Source organism: Mucilaginibacter sp., assembly GCF_039935595.1.
In the GTDB taxonomy this organism is placed as follows: Bacteria; Bacteroidota; Bacteroidia; order Sphingobacteriales; family Sphingobacteriaceae; genus Mucilaginibacter.
Window position 1 is genome coordinate 1 of record NZ_JBDTJZ010000087.1, and the last position, 17,803, is coordinate 17,803.

Consider the following 17,803-nt stretch of genomic DNA (forward strand, 5'->3'; position numbering starts at 1 on the left):
GGCGGGTTCCCGGACTGATAGCTGGTGAGTTGGCTGTGGAAGATCACTTCCTGGTTAAAATAGGCGATCGGTGTGGCGGCGGTCAGGGACAAGGTATTAAAATCCATCAACCCGTTTTGCAGTTGCAAACAAGAGTCGGCGTACAGTAACGCCTGACCGTAATTTTCCTGTGAAAGATAGATCCGGGCCAGTAAGCCATAAGCCGCGGGTTTGGATGGTCGTGTCGGAAAGAGCGGCTTGACCGGCAGCAGTGGTAAGGCTTTTAATACGTCACCGGTCAGCTGCTCATAGGTGGCCTGCAGGGTGGAGCGGCTGACATTCAGGTTGACATTGGCCGATAACCGGAGCGGCAAACCCAGGTCCGAGCCGGCGGTGGCCGCATCATAAGCTTTGCAGTATTGTTGTGCCAGTTCATAATAATTATAGCTCCGGAAAAAAAGGGCTGACGCCGTAACGTTATTGTTTTGCCCGGACAACCCGTCAAGTACAATATTGGTCTGCAAAATCCGGGCATAGGCCGATATCCATTCATAATTGGCCTGGCCGCCATAAAAATCTTCCGTGGCCGCCCAGGTATAAGCGCCTTTTTCGGGCGGGTAGCCCAGGGCGGTGTAATTGGCATCGGTGATCCCATAATCGCCGTCGCCGACCATGCTCATACTGGGCTGGTTGGTGTTCATACTGGGATTATCGAGCAGGGCCTGGTAATCCGCGAGGGTTTGCGGGATGACCAGGGCCTTATTGGGTTTGGCATCCAGCCAGTCCTTCCTGCAGCCGGTAGCCAGCAACAGGGTAATTATAAGGAGGTTTCTGATTTTCATCGTATTGCTTTTAGGGTTAAAAATTAGCCTTCAGGCCAAGCGCCCAGGAGCGCGGTACCGGCATTGTCGTATTATCCCCGGGGCCCGGCACGGCATCGGGGTCCAACCCTTGCTTATTGGCCCGCCAGAGTATCCCGATATTATTGGCGTAGAGGTAGACTTGTAGTTTGGTCCGGGGGATATCATAGCTCAGGCTGATATCCTGCAGCCGGATCTGCCCCGCGTTCAACATATTGATAGAGGAATACTGGTAGAACTGTTCCCGCGCCGATACCGTCGGGTAGATCAGCGAGGGTACATGGGTATGTTGTTCATCGCCGGGATTTTGCCAGCGCCGGTTGAAGTCGCGGTTTACTTTTAAAAACGCCCCGCTGGAGGTGAGCCCGGTATAGCTAAGCGCCGGCGCCATGAAATAATAACCCAGTTTATAGCTGAGCTGTATACCCAGGCTGAATCCCCGGTATTGAAAGCGATTATATAAACCGCCGAAATAGACCGGGCGGGCGGGTCCGATATAGACCAGGTCGCTTACCGGTGTATTGGTCGTGATGGTCGCGTAGTTCTGGCTGGGCTGGCCATTCAGAAAGCCGATTGGATTGCCGGTGGCCGGGTCCAGTCCGCCCCAGCGGTAGGCATAAATGCCATAGACGGGTTTACCGATATTCGGCGTAGCGCCGGTCAACACGCCGCTCGATGCGGTAAGCTGGGTAGCCAACGGCTGGATAGCATAACGGGTAACCCGGTCGGTCGCATGGCTGATGAGCAGGGTCGTTGACCATTGGAGGGCGCCGTTCAGGTTATGGCTGGTCAGCGACAGGTCAAAGCCATGTCCGGACATGTCGGCATAATTGCCCTGCAGACTGGTGATGCCGCTGTTTTCGGGGAAGGTTTTGAAACCCAGCAGGTCGGTTTCCTTTTTAAGATAATATTCCAGGCTGCCGGTCAGGCGGTCATCTTTGGTCGCGAAATCGACGGCCAGGTTGGTGATCGCCGTTTTTTCCCAGCGCAGGTCCGGGTTACCCAGGTTGGAAACCTGCGCGTAGTTCAAATTGGTGTATTGCGCGCCGTTGAGGTATAAAAACGTGGTCACCCCGGTCACGGACTGGATGAGGTTGCCGTTATAACCATAACTGGCGCGCAGGGCCAGCCGGGGCAGCCAGTCCAGTTGGTAGAAGGGCTCCTGGTCGATGATCCATTTAGCGCCGGCGGACCAGAGGGGCACGCTTTTTTGGTTGGTGGCTACGCCGAAGTAGTTGGTGCCGTCCACCCGCGCGCTGCCAGACAGCGTATACCGTCCGCGATAGGTGTAAGCGGCGTTGGCAAAGGACGACCGCAGACGGACCAGCGTGGAAGCGATGCCCAGGCCGCTGGCAATGGTGGTAGACCCTGTAGGATTAGTGGGGAAGGCCGTTTTGGGGTTGATCGTCGTAAACGTCGCCAGCTGGTCATTATAGCCATAGAGCACCGATTGGTTAGTGTCCCCGTTGGTTTGGGACAATTCATAACCCGCCAGCGCGGTCACCCGGTGTTCTCCCCAGCTCCGGTCAAAGTTTAGTGCGCCCCGGATATTATTGGCGGTGGTTTGGCCGTTGTTGAGGTTCAGTATACCGCCTAAGGGAACGTTATAACCGCTGACCTTGCCGGCGGTCAGCGTGGAAAAGGTATTGATATAGTTCCGCGTATAATAGGTCTGCTGGCTCTGGTAGAGACGGCCCTGGCTATTGGTGCCCTGGTACTGGTAGCTGACCTGGGCGTTCAGGCCGGGAAACAACGTATATTTCAGGCTAGTGCTTAACCGCAGGTCGGTCAGTTTGGTCACATTACCGGTCGCGCCCAATTCGTTCAGAGGGACGTAGGACCAGTCGAGGAAACCTTTAGCCGGCGCGCTTTGCACGTAGGCCTGGTTATAGGCATAAGGAATGGCCAGCGGGTTACCCTGGTCGTCTGCCAGGCGGCTATAGGGGAACAGCTTGCTGCGGACCTGGGTCAATATATTATCGGACTGGTTGGTGGTTTGCACGACGTTGAGTCCGGCGTTGAATTCCAGTTGCGGGGTAATCGCGAAGGTGTTTTGGGAATTGAGGGTGATCCGTTCCCCGCCGTTGGCCCGCGTGCTGGCCTGTGTCCGGTCATCTCCGGCGGAGAAATAGTAACTCGCTTTGGCCGTGCCGCCGGAAAGGCTAAAGGCATATTGCTGGTTAACGGCTCTCCGGTAAAAGTATTGTTGCAACTGGTCATTAACATTAACGCTGCGCAGGGTCTGGAGCTGCGTTTCCAGGTCGGTGCTGGATAGCGTACCGGCGCGATTGGCGGCCAGCAGGTCAACCACCGGCGAGGTCACGGGATAAGTGGTGGTATTGGCTAGGTTGGCATTATAAAAGCCTTTGCCAAACAGGAATTGTTCGATGCTGATATAGGCACCTGCATCCAGTTGGTTCGGGTTATAGCTGAGGTCTGGACGGTCAGAGACGGTCAGGTTAGCGTTAAAATTTACTTGTAAAGGCCGGTTGAGCGTGCCTTTTTTGGTGGTAATGACGATCACGCCGTTACCGGCGCGCACGCCCCAGATACTGGCAGCAGCCGCGTCTTTCAAAACGGTGACCGTTTCCACATCATTGGGGTTGATATTGGTGATCGCGCCACTGTAGGGGAAATTATCGACCACGATCAGGGGCTGGTCATTGGCAAAAATAGTGCTCCGGCCCCTAATATTGATATCTGTTCCATTTTTAGCGGTGGTTGTATTGGCATTAAAAACAAGCCCGCTGGTAATTCCGTTAAGGCGGGAGAGCACATCGGTGCTCACGCGGGCGTCAAAGGCGGCTTTGATGGGCTGGGTGAAGCTCCCGGTCACCCGTTCGGCGGGCTGGGACTGGTAACCGTTGGAAACGATACGGACCTCGCTGAGTTTGGCTGCATCCTCTCGGAGGACGATGACCAGGTCGCGGTCATCGCGTAGCGTGATCTCGCGGCTCAGGTAGGAGACGTAGGTGATCTGCAGCACCGTGCCTGGGGACAATGCCGGGAGGCTGAAGGTCCCGTCGGCCGCGCAGGTGACTTTGATAGCCTGTCCTTTCACGCGGACCGTCGCGCCGGCCAGTGGCATACCCGCGGTATCGGTGACTTTGCCCCTGATGGGGCTGGCGGGCCGGACCGGCGCGGGTGAAGTGCCAATCACGATCTTCCCGTCGATCACCTGGTAGGTCAGCGGGTAGGGCGCCAGCAGCTCGTGCAGAACTTCCCGGAGCGGCTGGTTGTTGACCTCCAGGCTGACCGTTGCGGCCATAGGTCCGCTATCGCTGTAAATGATCACGACCTTGGCCGCCGCGGCGATCCGGTCCAGCGCGGTCTTCAGGCTGATGTTGCGAAAACGGATGGTGACGCGCTGGTCGAGGTCGCCGGCACGGGCCGGAAAGCAAAGGCAGCTCAGGAGCAGCAGGATCAGCAGCATTCGGTAATAGGGTAATTTTGGGGGCATAAGAGCAAGGGATTAAAGGGTTAATTTTTAGGCAATAGTTATCCAGGGCCGCCGAAGCAACCGGGTTAAAACAGGGGTTATTTTTTATTTATTGACTCATTCGGCACAGCCTCCTTTCAGCAGGTAGTGATCGCCCCGGTCGAGGACCCGGGCGCCAACGGCAGCCGCGAGTTGGGCGAGCACGATGGCCACGGGCCGGTTGGTATCAAATTCGCCATAGCATAAACAATTCCGGGAAGCGCTCCCGAGAATAACCGGCCGGCGGTAGTAGCGGGCAAGGTCAGCCAACACTTCGCGAACTGGCGCGCCGTCATAGGTCAGGATACCGTCTTTTCGTTTCAACATTTGCCGGGCGGTAGGATAAGACGACGGCGTAAGCAGACCGGATTTCCGATCCCAGCGGCTTTGCTGGTCAGGACGTAGCAGGACCTGGTGGCCGGGCGTGGAGACCCGCACGATACCGGTAACAACAGTTACTTCAGCGACGGATTGATCCGGTCGGGCCTGGATGGTAAAGGAGGTGCCAACCACCCGGGTGTCCATGCGGCCGCTATGGATGATAAAGGGATGGGCCTTGTCTTTAGCCACTTCGAAAAAGGCTTCGCCCTCCAGTTTGACCTCGCGAAATTTACCATTTAACTGATCCGGGTATTGGAGGGTACTGGAAGGGCTCAGCCATATCTGCGTCCCGTCGGTGAGCGTGAGCAGGCGACGCTCGCCGATGGCAGTGCGGGCGACCCTATAGGTAACGGGTGGTACCTTGGTTGTAAAATAGAAGTAGGCCAGGGGTGATAGCAGGACCAACCACACCGCCGCGATGCGAAGCCAGTGGTGGGTTGGTTTTTTCGGCTGTCTGATCTGTTGCAGTATATTTTCTTTGACTTTTTGCAGTGCCCGGCTTTCCCGGGAATCTACGATCTCCCCCTGATGCTCAAATTCCAGTTCGGCCCGGATAAGATTGCGGAGCACGGTCTCATTTTCGGGCTGGTCAAAATAATTGAACAAGAGACGCAACTCTTCTGGTGTACAGCGGTCCTGCAGGTATTTGATAAAAAGTTCGATCACGTGGTTGTTTTTATCCTATTATGCCGCAAAGAGGTTTTAAGTCTATTCGTTGGTGGTTTTTTTTCTTTTTTTTAATATTGTTCACTATATTTGAATGTTCACGTAACGTGAACAAGTTAAAAAAATGAACGAAACGCAAATAGTTAACAACGCCTTACTCCAGTTAAATCAGAAAACCGGTTTAACGGGTTGCTGGATGCCCGCCAATGCGGGAATTGATGGAGAGATGGACTTGCTTTTAGATAACAAAAACCTGCATGTATATATTGAGGTTAAGCAAGAGTTACGTCATCACCAGCTGCCGCAACTCATGGAAATGGCTAAAAAGTACCCGCCTTTTATGGTTGTTGCCGACAGGATTTCCCCAACCCTCAAAGAAATTCTGCGCGAAAACAAAATCGGGTACCTTGATGGGGCCGGAAATATTTATCTCCATACGCCGAAACGGTTCGTATGGTTGGACGGGCATAAGCATACCACCGCAGAAAAGCCGGTTACCAACAGGGCCTTTACCAAAACGGGGTTAAAGACCGTATTTTATTTGCTCCTGTACCCGGACCGGATAAATTGGCCGTACCGGAATTTAGCCAAAGCCACGCAGGTCGCCTTAGGTAATATCAATAATATCATTCAAGGTTTAAAGGAGGCGGGCTTCATTTTACCGGTCAATGAAAAAGAAGTACGGCTGCAAAATAAGAAAGTCCTGCTGGATCGCTGGATAGCCGGTTATCGCGAAACTTTAAAACCGGCCCTGCGGCTAGGCAGCTTCCGGTTTTGGAATGACCATACGTTTACAGATTGGAAGGCTTTGCCGGTTAAGCCAGGCGAAACGATATGGGGCGGAGAACCTGCGGCGGATTTGCTCACCAATTATCTAAATCCCGCCATCCTGACCATATACACCGAAGAAAAGCGAGCAGCCTTAGTCCCTAAATGGAAATTAATTCCGGCTGAAGATGGGAATATTCGGGTTTTTGAGAAATTCTGGAAGGATAACGAAATGGATGGGGAAATTTTCGCGCCGCCGCTCTTGGTTTATGCGGACCTGGTGATTACCGATGATCCGAGGTGTATCGAAACCGCGGAGCTGATTTACAACAAATACCTGAAAGATGAATTGGAGTGATATTAGAGAAGGCGAGTTAAAGGAAGTGTTTGATTCGCTGGAAGAAGCATTCCTGGCCAGACAAATAGACTTTTACCTGATCGGGGCACTGGCCCGTAACGTTTGGTATGAACGGGGAAATAAGAATTTTCGGACAACCAGGGACCTCGACTTCGCCGTTTTGATCAGTAATAAAGAAGACTATGAATTGGTGCGTACCTACTTAATTGAACATAAAGGCTTTAACGGAACAAAAGGAAATGCTTTTATCATGCGGTCCCCTGCGGGCGTTGAAATAGATATGCTGCCGTTTGGTGCGCTCGAAATTGATGAGGAAGGGAATGGCTTTTTGGAGGTTTACCATACGGGAACGGAGGAAGTTAGGTTAAAGACCGGGCATCGTTTTAAAATTGCGACTTTACCGGCTATTGTTTTGCTGAAGTTGATCGCCTATGACGACCGGCCGGAGATCCGCTTGAAGGATGCCGGGGACATTATCAATATCATGACCCACTATTTTGAGCTTGAGGCGGCCATGATCTATGAAGGGCACGCGGATCTGTTTGCGGCTGAAGATGGCGATCTGGGCGTGGTCGCGGCCACGGTTATTGGCAGGGAGATCAAAAATATCGCTGCTGACAATGCGGTTTTGCACCAACGGTTAAAAGGAATTATTATGAAGCAGTTGGCATTAAAAGAGCAAAGCGCGTTTATCCGGAATATGGTGATTGAAATAGGTAGTAATGTGGCAGCTGTAACCACTTTGTTGGAGAGCCTTTTAAAGGGCCTATCGTAAATGCCGTAAGAGTTCCTCCGTCAGCACCAGCACGGTCAGTTCCTGGTTCCTGTATAAATAACTTCTTAGCGCTTTATTGGCTTTGACGATCTGGTTGCGGATGGTGGCGGTGGACAGGCCGAGTTCCTGGCTGGCTTCTTCATAGGATTTGCCTTCGAGTTTGCATAAGACGTAGATGCGTTTGCGCTGCGGGGACAGGCTGTCTATGGCCTGGCGGAGCAGGTCATGGTGCTCGCGGGCTTCCAGCTTGTCTGCAGCGCTGGTGTCGGCGTCGACGTAGGCAGCGGTGAGTTTGGCGAGGAGGCGCTGGTCTTTGGCTAATTTGCGGAAGTAGGCGTAGACCAAGTTCTCGGCGACTTTATATAAAAAGGATTTAAAGGATTTACCGGGGTCAATGTCGGCGCGTTTTTCCCATATTTTCAAGAAAAGTTACTACAAGAGTTCCTTTGCGATGGTTTTGAATTAAGCAAGATATGGAATTTAACTAAAAGACCCTTTTAATTTGAGATATTTTTATAGTTTTGGTTAAACCTTATTATGAAAAGATTTCTCATTTTCTTTTTAATTACATCCTGGATCAGCGGATTTTCTCAAACGCCATTAATTAAGGGTAACCACCGCATATTCAAGTTACCCGCTAATATCAAAACTACAGATTACCTGCCCAATACTATTATCGTTAAATATAAAGCGGCCATTGCACCAATTAATAGTCAAGGTTCGAACTCTTTAGCGGCTAATCCAAAATTTTCGCTTAAGTCGGCTAACGTTATAGCCGTTTCAAACAAATTCCCGTCGGCAACTAACGCTACCCAACTGTCTGCAAATCCTATTACGCAAACTAATGCTGGTTCATCAATTAATCAAACAGTCGCACCTGACCTAAGTACTATTTATGAAATAAAATATTCAGGCTCAACTAAAATTGAAGATGTAATTAATGAACTGCTGCAAGATCAGAGCGTTGTATATGCAGAGCCAAGTTATATTAATCACACTTTCTACTCGCCCAATGACCCTTCATATATAAATGGCGGCCAATCCTATTTGAACCAGGTTAAAGCACCACAGGCATGGGATATAATTAAAAATTCATCCAGCGTAGTCATCGCAATAGTAGATAATGGATCAGATCTGACTCATCCGGATTTAGCAAACAATATTTATATAAACACAGCAGACCCTATAAATGGCGTTGATGATGACCATGACGGCTATATTGATAACTATAGAGGCTGGGATTTAGCCGGGGCTTCAACAAGTAATCCGCAAGGAGATAATGACCCCGGTGTTAAAAGCTTAAGTGGCAGTCATGGTGTGCATTTAAGTGGCTTGGCATCTGCTGTTTCCGACAATAATACAGGCATTGCAAGCATAGCCTTTAATGCCAAACTACTGATTGTAAAAGCAGCGGCTGATGACAATCCCAATTTGATTTCGCTAGGATATGAAGGTATTAAATATGCCGCTGATCACGGGGCCCAAATTATAAACTGTTCGTGGGGTTCAACTACAGGCGGTCAGTTCGGACAGGATATCATTGACTACGCCATAAGTAAAAATTGTTTAGTGGTTGCCGCGGCTGGCAATAGCGGCAATACCGATGTTGAATATCCTGCTGCGTATAACGGCGTTTTGGCAGTCGCTAACGTTGAGGGAAACGATGTCGTAGCAAGTTCCTCGAACTATGGCAATCAGGTCGGTATATCCGCGCCCGGTACAAATATTTATAGCACCCTATATCCCAATACCTACGGTACCCTTAGCGGCACGTCCATGTCTGCACCGCTAGTATCAAGCGCTGCGGCATTGGTAAAAGCCTATTTCCCTGCATTAACCATGCAGCAGGTGGGTGAGAAGGTACGCGTTACAGCTGATTATATTGATGATAAAAACCCAGGCTTCGCAGGGATGCTCGGGAAAGGCCGTCTTAATGTTTTTAATGCATTAACACAATCCTCGCCATCAATACGCAACCAGAAGCTAACCATCAGCAGCAGTGGTTCTGCACAGGGTGATACCATTATATTTTATGTGGATCTGAAAAACTTTTTAGATCCGGCAAACGGGCTGAATGTGACTTTGACCTCTTCAAGTGCATTCGTTAAAGTGTTAACCTCATCAATAAATGTGGGCAATATCGGCACTTTGCAAACCCAAACCCAGGTGGGTCCCTTTAAGGTGCTGGTTTTACCGTCTGCGCCCGATAACTCCTTGGCGCAAATACGCTTAAATTATAATGCGAATGGCAATGCGTATAATGATGGCGAGGGATTTACCATTCCTGTTGGATTGGATTATATTAATGTCACCGTAAATAATATCGGTACAACCCTAACCAGTACAGGTCGTGTCGGCTACAACAATGCTGATGCGACTAACGGATTGGGCTTTTTGTACAAAAATCAGAATTACATGTACGAAGCTTCCCTTATGATAGGCAACTCGCCCATAGCAGTATCAAACAATGCGCGCAACGGCAACAATACCGACGAACACTTTGTTAAAAGAGTACGCGCAAAGCGCCTAACCAATACAACTGCCGATTTTGAAGGCGCATCGGAGTTTGATGATTCGGGTAACCCTAAATCATTAGGATTGTATATAAAGCACCGGCAAGTTGCCTATGCCAACACACCTGACGATAAGTATAGCATTGTAGAATACGAAGTATTTAATAAAGGCACAACCGACTTGCGGAATTTATTCATAGGCATGTTTACCGACTGGGATGTGGATGCCAACGGCCAAGACATCACAAAATATGACCCGTTTAATAAGCTGGCGTATGTATCTGGAAAATCGGGCAGTACCAAATATGTAGGGGTGAAATTATTGACCAACACAGCAGCGCCATTATATTATCCGTTGTCGAGCGCGATACCTGATAATCTTTTGTACACAGGTTTTAATATCAGCCAAAAATACCAGGCCCTTTCCAGCGGTGTTAAATCATTAAGTTTAGGGGATAATAATAAAGGTTACGATGTATCATTTGTATCAGGCTATGGGCCGTATATCATTCCGACAAATGCTTCCGTAAAGGTGGCCTTTGCTTTTTTAGCGGGTGATGATCTTAACGATTTGGAAAAATCGGCACAGGCCGCCCAGGATAAATATTTAAAGCTGGCACCGGATGACGTACCTGCCGCGGATGTATTACTCAAGCAAAACTACCCAAACCCGGTGCAAAACACTACACGGATACAATTCAGCATACCCAGCCAGGGGCTAACCACGCTGGATCTGTTTGACATACAAGGCAGAAAAATTAAAACACTAATGACCGGAAATTTGCTGGGCGGCAGCTATTCTGTAAATATGGATGCGGGCAACTTGCAGGCCGGGATATATATATACAGGCTGCATTTTGATGCGGTTGAGCGAACATTGAAAATGATTGTTGTAAAATAATACCATTTGGAAACAACTATTAAATATATAGGTTTAGCACTTTTAGCAGCTTTATTATGCACCTGCTGTATAACTAATGACGCGCTGATTAACGGGATAGTTAATGCCAAAAGCGTATGGTTTTTATTTATTTGCGGCCTGGCATTAATTTATATAGCGACAATTAATATAAAAAGTAATATCCCCTTAAAATTAAATAACCTGGATATTGCTGTAACCGTATTCCTGTTATATCTCATTGCCAATAATGTCTTTCATGACGGGCAGCTTTTAGCACGAAAAAACATGGAAGATGCCGGACTGATTGTTGTTTATTTCTTTGCTAAAAAGTTATTTATAAATAAGCAATTTCCATATCGTTTCTTTCTCATTTTAATGATAGCATTGGTGTTCTCGCAAATTGCTATAGCTGTACTGCAATGGTTTGAGTATTTGCCTTCCTATAACTCCAACTTCAGGTTTACGGGTGTGTTTTTTAATCCATCACCCTTTATTATTTTCTTTTCGGCCATACTTATATATTGTTTAACCGCCTCCTTATACAGTACCAATAAAATAATTAAACTTACAAGTTTATGCCTGTTTATTATTGCATTGCCTATTGTGGCAATCACTTTTTCACGTTCGGCATGGCTGGGTTTAACGGCTGGTACGTTGCTGGTTTTGGCTATAAGGTTTAATTGGTTAAAAAATGTTGCGCTATACCTAAAGCGCACAAGTATTAAAATAATAAGTATTAGCCTATTAATACTCATCGGCTCAATTACGGCCTATTATTTATACCATTTAAAAAAACAATCGGCTGATGGCAGGCTGTTAGTGTGGAAGCTATCCTTAAACATTATTAAAGACCATCCTTTCAACGGCATAGGCCAGGAAAAGTTTTCTGCTCGTATTATTGAATATCAATCGGCTTATTTTAAAGTACATCCGGACAGAATGATTACGGAGGGCCGCCTGGCTGATACGGTTTACTATACTTTTAACGATCTGCTGCAAATTGCCGTAGAACAGGGTGTAGTAGGGCTGATTTTGTTTGGTATGGTATTGTTCAATATGTTTAAAGCTGCCAGGCAGGTAGTTAATAATGTTGCTTTCTCAAGATCAGCTTATGCTAATGCCGCTATTATCGGGACAATCTCATCAGCTGTAATAATTTTAGTAAGCGGGTTGTTTTCCTACCCGTTGGTTATGCTACCCATTTTGATAACCTTTTTTTGTTTAATAGGGGCAATATCTGGCAACTATCATCGTACACAACCCGATACAAATAGTTATAATAAGAAAAGTAGTTTTCATATACCACTTTATCTCTTAATGGGTGTTTTCTTTCTTATTTATAGCGTGGCATTGGGAAATGCTTATTATCTAGGAAATAATATCGCACATAATGGATATGGAAATAATGCAATGAATAAGCTTGCGCGCTATAACCTAATAGTTAATACAGAAGAATGGTATGCATTGCGGAGATGCGATTACCTATTACATATAGGGCAATATAAACGGGCGACTGTTGAATTCGAAAAAGCAAAGGCTTTTACCTCTAACAAAGTACTTTATTTTTCGCTGGGTGGCCTATATGAATATCAAAAGCAATATGGTAATGCTGAAACAAACTTAAAGTTTATATATTATGCTTTACCCGGCTTAGTAACTCCAAAGTACAGACTGGCAATATTTTACCATGATACCTACCAAAAAATAAAATGGGAAAATGCCGCTAAAGAGGTTATGAATTTTCAACCAAAAATAGTTTCACCGATGAGCAGCGAAATGATTGACGAAATTAGAGGGCTTTATTTTAAGGGTTTAAATAAAGTTTATTAATAATTAACAAATATTAATAAATTTATTTTGGAAATGTAAAAAGTGAATTATATCTTTAGTTTAATTATAAACCAATACCTTATTACATGAAGAAAAAACTAATACTCATTAGCGGGTTCATGCTCATTGCATGCATCTCACTATTAATTTATTCGTGTGCCAAAAAACTTGATGACGGGGTTGCAGGAACAACAATCGTTCCTGACAACCTGCTGCAGGCTGCTGAAAACTGGCATAGTGCGCAAACTCAGGTTTCAAATACATTTAGCAACGAAAAGAAAAAATATGTATTGCCCCCGACTTGGAAGGAAGCGAAACTACAAATTCTTGACAACGGTAAATCTCAAATCGTTGTTTCGGGTCCTGAAGTTCCAGTTGACGCTCAATTCGGGAGAGGTGTAATAAGAAAGTTTGTTTTTACCGAATCAAATGGCCAAATAACGGATGGTAAAATTATTGAAATGTTTTCTTCCAAAGATTCAATTGACAATAGGAAAGAGAATTTGATAGAAAGCTACGCGAAAGGAAACGTGGGTGATTTTACGGGAGTTGCTATTAATTATGATGTAAACTACAACAGACTATCAAGCGATGTTTATGTCCATGGGGTAAAGCAAAGTGGTTTACAGGTGGTTGTTAAATCGATAACAGCCAAAACCTTTAACAGTTCCAAGTTTGCAAAAAATGCTAAAAGTACTTTAGGGGCACCTACCACTATGATGGATATTAACCCGAATTGCTGGTATCTATGTTATGACGTATATGGCTATGATCAGTATGGAAATTACGGCATCGTTGGTTATATACCCTTTTACGAATACGGATGCGATGGAGGATCGGGAGATAATAACGAAGCCGGCGGCGTTAATGGCAGCACTCTCGGTGGTAGCGGCGGTCCCGGCGGATGTAGTTTGGCGATTGGTAAAAACACAGTAAGTTGTGCCAGTACAACTCACCCTTTACTTCTACTGGGTGATCCCTGTAACCAGTTACCATCAATTAATGCTTTAGATATTAACTCAATAGTAGCTGCTCAAGATAACACCATATTAAACTATATAGCTTCTGACCCAAATCATGAATGGGGTACTGATGTTCGTGTGCACACGTTAGCTGACGGAACAATTATAAATACATCCCCCACACAAGGACCAGACCAAAATTCATTTAATCCTCCGCAATTGACGTGGGATGGCCCCACCTTTTGGGACGATGTCAACGGCTATACCGTTGGCTGGACCCATAGTCATCCAACTGATGGTCCCGATATGCAGGATGTGATAAGACCCTATACCCAAGTTTATAGAAGCGATTCGCCGTTGTTCAATGCGTCAGATTCGGATAAATCATATTTTGAATCTAATACTTTTATGAAATGGGTAACACCGGACGGAACATATTTATGTACGATCGCTGATTGGTCTAACTATGTATCTACTTTGCGAAATACATATCAGGGCAGCGCAGCCTTATTAGAGGCAGATTGGCGAACATATGCTCAGGCATTTTTACTTAATGCACCATCCGCAACTAATTTTGATGCCGCTGCTTATGGAGTAATGAAGATATTTGGATCTACAATAAATATGTTTTATAAACCGTGGAATGCTCAAAACGGCGGTTTCATGCCTTTGCAAACTTATATTGATCCTGCGTATGGTGAGGTGATTGGGCAACTTCCGTGTTACTAACAATTTTGAAATTACAACTAATTTATAAGCAATGAAAAAGACATTAATAACTCTAATTATTATCACCTATAGCCTTTTGTCGTTTGGGCAAAAAGTAGACTTTCGTGGCGGCAGTGTTTCATTACCGGATGGCATCGAAAAAATCGATAAGAATGAGGGAAGAAGACACGTAGCAAACAAATTCAGAAATAATAGATTAGCGGATCAGATTGTTTCCGGTGCAAACGCTAAAAATATATACAGAATTGGGGACGTAATAGTAATTTTGAATTCGCAAGAGCACATAATCAAAGAAGGGCATTTCGCGACAATAAAGCGATCGTTTGACAATATGTTTAGAAATGATCCGACTTACAAATCTCAATTGAAATCGGTAGATGGTAATATCATTTTTACAATGGATCACCAAACGGGAGGCGTCGGGTATTATAGTGTTTTCGCTAATGATGCTTCTAATTCGAAGATTTTTAGCGCGATGATACAATATAACACGTCAGATATAAATAAGGCATCTAAAATTGCTGACCACATAATTAAAAATATAAAATTCAGCAATTAGAGTTCACGTATCCAATAAAACATATGTATCTAATAATTTTCCATCCCAGATTTGATATAAATTCAAATCTGGGTTTGTTTTTTGGAATAAATCGATGACTTTTTCTCAGTATGTATACTTGTGTCTTAATATTGATAAAAATAAAATTCTATCTGTTTTAATTGTGGGTTTATTTTGGCATATGCCGAACGCATACCTACATATACTTCGTTTTTATTTAGAATTGCAAACGAGTTGGGATAGGATTGACCCCAAAATATATTATCAATTTCTTGTTCGATTTTTCCTGATAGCTTATTTACAATATAAAAATTCTTTTTCGTAGCTATATAGATTTGTTCCCCCTGTATTTGAATTGCAAAAATAGACGTATCATCAAGCTGTAATAGCTTCGAAATACTGAAAGTGTCTTTTTTAGCAGTAAGTCTATATAATATGGCATTATATTTTATTTCATTATTTTGAAAAAATATATAGCTGTCGGAATCAGAGCGCAAATCGGGAATGCTACCATTAAGTAAAGTAAAATCAGGGCCTTTTATCGACATAAAGAGACTATCTGTTTCTTTTAATAAAAATCGAAAATCTTGTAGGCCATAGCCCTTCTTTATAATATTTCCATTAACAATAATCTGTTCTTGAGAGGCATTAAAAGATTGGTAAAATAACCCACCTCCATGCACTGCTAAATAGAGCCAGGTCATCACGCCAGAATTCAAAACGAATCTTTTAAATCCCAATCTGTGCAAGGCGTTGATTTGAAGTTTCCCATTTGACGTGGAAACTTCAAAGTCAATTGAATTTATACGTGACAATTCTTTCTCAAATAAGTTACTTTGATAAGGAGGCGTAATATAATTGAATTGATGTTGATCAAACTTTTGGCCGAAACAGTTAACGTTAATAAAAAGAATTAAAATTAATAAATGTGTTTTCATAATAAATAATCAATTATTCTTAAAGTATATTACTATTATAAATATACAAAAACGTCAATACTTTATGCTAATTAACTTCTAACTTTTAATTAAGACGTTTTGAGGTAGCAAAAGATTAGCTCAATATTTTACATTTTTAGTTTTTTTGTTGTAAAAGGAAAGCAAATTATAAATACAATATTGTTATAATTATAAAATAAAGTTATTTTTAGTAAAACTAATTTGCATCCTATAACCTAAACTAAAATGAGTCAAAAGGCAATCTTACTATTATTAGTAACAATTTCTTTCTTAACATCATGTATAAAACGCAACAATGACCAGCTTGCTATAGTAATAAATCATTATAGTAAAGACCCGATAGATAGCTTAAAGTTAAAAGCCGCTAAATTCCTGATTAAAAATATAGATGGCCTAAAAACTTTGGATTCAACTTCGGTTGCCGAGAATCAGTTTTATTTTGACGTGTTGGATAGCATTTATAGATCGAGAGGTATAAACAAAAACATTTCGTACACTGAAGAAACCGGTGCCATAGATAGTTTAAATAAAGTTAAAAAGCTGCAACCTAATTCTCCGGTCGCAAAGTATACAGATGAAAAAAAAGTAATTACCGCCGATTTCTTGATGAAAAATATTGACGATGCGTTTTATGTATGGCAAACAATGCCCTGGTCTAAGTCTATACCCTTCGATGATTTCTGCGAATATATTCTCCCATACCGATGTATTGATACCTACTCGTTAGGTGCACGAAGCTTTTTTTTATCTAAATATAAACGAGTGATTGACTCATTGAAAAACTCGAATGATTCACAAGATTGTTTTAAAGTAGCTGACCTGATTGTAAAGGATGTAAATATTTGGTTTTCGGAAAACGTAAATATGAGTATACGCTATCCCTATTTGTCGACAACCAAATTTTCAAATTTGCTAAAAGGCCGATTTGGTAATTGTTTGCAAACAAACGCCTTAAAGGTGACCATTCTACGGTCATTGGGAATTCCCACAGCTCTTGATGGTATACCCAATTGGGGGAATAATAATTCATCTCATTATTGCTATAAAATAATTGATCCGGTCCATGATACTATCAAAACATTTATAACCAATAGAAATGAATTTATCAAGACACAGCATATCTTTTCCGCATCATCTTATGATGAACCAACCTATCCCAACTTACCTGCTTATGCGCAAGTAAATTTTGGAAGATCGATTCCCAAAATTTACCGCGAGTGTTTTTCCAGGCAAATGAATAGTTTAGCGGCAATTAAGTCACCGGGCGATGATATTCCGGATTATTTTAAAAATGATCGCCTCCGGGATGTGACAAGTTCTTATTTAAAAACGGCCTCAGTAACCCTCAAATTAGAAAACAAAAACAGCGGTCAAAAATATGTTTACTTATGTGTTTTTGATAACAATATATGGTCGCCAGTTGCCTGGGCACGAGTGATAGACAACACTGCCAACTTTAAAGATATGGGTAAAAATATTGTTTATCTGCCTGTTTATTATAGTCAGGGCCAATACTATGCCCCTGGTTCACCATTTCTTTTAAAGGACGACGGTACAACTAAGGAAATTAAATCGACACCTAAAACAGAGAATGTAATTTTACATGCTAAATTCCCTTGCAGAAGTTATGTACTTAAGCGGTTTAGCTATTTTTTAGGCGGTAGGTTTCAATTAGCAAATAAGGCAGATCTATCCGACACGATTACAGTTCGTAAAATAAAAAACATACCCTACTATCAGACTGAAGTAAAAGTGCAGGAAAGAAAGAAATATAGGTACTTAGTCTACCAGTTTAAAAATGTTCCCGTTACTTATATTTCAGAGCTTGCTGTTTATGGCCTTGATGCGACCGGTAAAGAAGTAAAGCTGGATGGTAAATTAATTGGCCACCCGGGTATGTATCCTAATACAGTTGATAAGATAAACGATGGTGATCGGAATACTGTTTTTTCAAGCAAAATTACCGGAGGTATGGATCCAAAACTTATAAAAGAAGTTAGTCCTATAACCTATATAGGGTTTGATTTTAAAACCCCAAAAACCATTACAAAAATCGTTTTTACACCGGCATCAGATGACAATGCT

General features: G+C 44.1%; 12 protein-coding genes. 7 read left to right on the top strand and 5 right to left on the bottom strand.

Annotated features, from left to right (window positions below):
* The 3 genes from ABI367_RS05695 to ABI367_RS05705 form a co-directional block, all read right to left on the bottom strand.
* Positions 1-821 (bottom strand): RagB/SusD family nutrient uptake outer membrane protein (locus ABI367_RS05695; protein WP_462231023.1); only part of this gene is annotated, 821 nt, incomplete at its 3' end.
* 16 nt (positions 822-837) lie between these two features.
* Positions 838-4,272 (bottom strand): SusC/RagA family TonB-linked outer membrane protein, encoded by a 3,435-nt coding sequence (locus tag ABI367_RS05700; protein ID WP_462231025.1) that lies wholly within the window; start codon positions 4,270-4,272, stop codon positions 838-840.
* 123 nt (positions 4,273-4,395) lie between these two features.
* On the bottom strand, positions 4,396-5,364 hold the full coding sequence (locus tag ABI367_RS05705) for a FecR family protein (RefSeq protein ID WP_462231027.1): 969 nt from the start codon (positions 5,362-5,364) through the stop codon (positions 4,396-4,398).
* A gap of 124 nt (positions 5,365-5,488) precedes the next feature.
* On the opposite strand from ABI367_RS05705, the gene ABI367_RS05710 reads away from it, so the two are divergent.
* Both ABI367_RS05710 and ABI367_RS05715 read left to right on the top strand, forming a co-directional pair.
* Entirely contained in the window at positions 5,489-6,490 is a 1,002-nt protein-coding gene (locus ABI367_RS05710; RefSeq protein ID WP_462231029.1) for a type IV toxin-antitoxin system AbiEi family antitoxin, read from the top strand.
* Complete coding sequence (locus ABI367_RS05715; RefSeq protein WP_462231031.1) at positions 6,477-7,265, top strand: nucleotidyl transferase AbiEii/AbiGii toxin family protein; 789 nt, start codon at positions 6,477-6,479, stop codon at positions 7,263-7,265. The genes ABI367_RS05710 and ABI367_RS05715 overlap by 14 nt, the downstream gene beginning before the upstream one ends.
* On the opposite strand, the gene ABI367_RS05720 is transcribed toward ABI367_RS05715, so the two are convergent.
* Positions 7,257-7,688: an RNA polymerase sigma factor gene (locus ABI367_RS05720; protein WP_462231033.1), complete on the bottom strand. Its 432-nt coding sequence runs from the start codon at positions 7,686-7,688 to the stop codon at positions 7,257-7,259. The two genes, ABI367_RS05715 and ABI367_RS05720, sit on opposite strands and share 9 nt — an antisense overlap.
* Positions 7,689-7,802: 114 nt before the next feature.
* On the opposite strand from ABI367_RS05720, the gene ABI367_RS05725 reads away from it, so the two are divergent.
* The 4 genes from ABI367_RS05725 (at position 7,803) to ABI367_RS05740 (ending at position 14,759) form a co-directional block, all read left to right on the top strand.
* A complete protein-coding gene (locus tag ABI367_RS05725; protein WP_462231035.1) occupies positions 7,803-10,679 on the top strand; it encodes a S8 family serine peptidase in 2,877 nt (958 codons plus the stop codon).
* Positions 10,680-10,685: 6 nt separating this feature from the next.
* Complete coding sequence (locus tag ABI367_RS05730) at positions 10,686-12,509, top strand: O-antigen ligase family protein (protein ID WP_462231037.1); 1,824 nt, start codon at positions 10,686-10,688, stop codon at positions 12,507-12,509.
* Between the two features lie 86 nt (positions 12,510-12,595).
* Entirely contained in the window at positions 12,596-14,200 is a 1,605-nt protein-coding gene (locus ABI367_RS05735) for a hypothetical protein (protein WP_462231039.1), read from the top strand.
* A gap of 31 nt (positions 14,201-14,231) precedes the next feature.
* Complete coding sequence (locus ABI367_RS05740) at positions 14,232-14,759, top strand: hypothetical protein (protein ID WP_462231041.1); 528 nt, start codon at positions 14,232-14,234, stop codon at positions 14,757-14,759.
* A 125-nt stretch (positions 14,760-14,884) separates the two neighbouring features.
* Here ABI367_RS05740 and ABI367_RS05745 read toward each other — a convergent pair whose 3' ends face one another.
* A complete protein-coding gene (locus ABI367_RS05745) occupies positions 14,885-15,697 on the bottom strand; it encodes a hypothetical protein (RefSeq protein ID WP_462231043.1) in 813 nt (270 codons plus the stop codon).
* A 246-nt stretch (positions 15,698-15,943) separates the two neighbouring features.
* Between ABI367_RS05745 and ABI367_RS05750 the strand changes: the two genes are divergently transcribed.
* A partial coding sequence (locus ABI367_RS05750) for a hypothetical protein (protein ID WP_462231045.1) occupies positions 15,944-17,803 on the top strand: 1,860 nt, incomplete at its 3' end.

Bases quoted from the DNA above. Each gene is read 5' to 3' on its own strand.
- ABI367_RS05745 (WP_462231043.1), bottom strand. From the start codon at position 15,697: ATGAAAACACATTTATTAATTTTAATTCTTTTTATTAACGTTAACTGT.
- ABI367_RS05700 (WP_462231025.1), bottom strand. From the start codon at position 4,272: ATGCTGCTGATCCTGCTGCTCCTGAGCTGCCTTTGCTTTCCGGCCCGT.
- ABI367_RS05710 (WP_462231029.1), top strand. From the start codon at position 5,489: ATGAACGAAACGCAAATAGTTAACAACGCCTTACTCCAGTTAAATCAG.
- ABI367_RS05715 (WP_462231031.1), top strand. From the start codon at position 6,477: ATGAATTGGAGTGATATTAGAGAAGGCGAGTTAAAGGAAGTGTTTGAT.
- ABI367_RS05735 (WP_462231039.1), top strand. From the start codon at position 12,596: ATGAAGAAAAAACTAATACTCATTAGCGGGTTCATGCTCATTGCATGC.
- ABI367_RS05725 (WP_462231035.1), top strand. From the start codon at position 7,803: ATGAAAAGATTTCTCATTTTCTTTTTAATTACATCCTGGATCAGCGGA.
- ABI367_RS05740 (WP_462231041.1), top strand. From the start codon at position 14,232: ATGAAAAAGACATTAATAACTCTAATTATTATCACCTATAGCCTTTTG.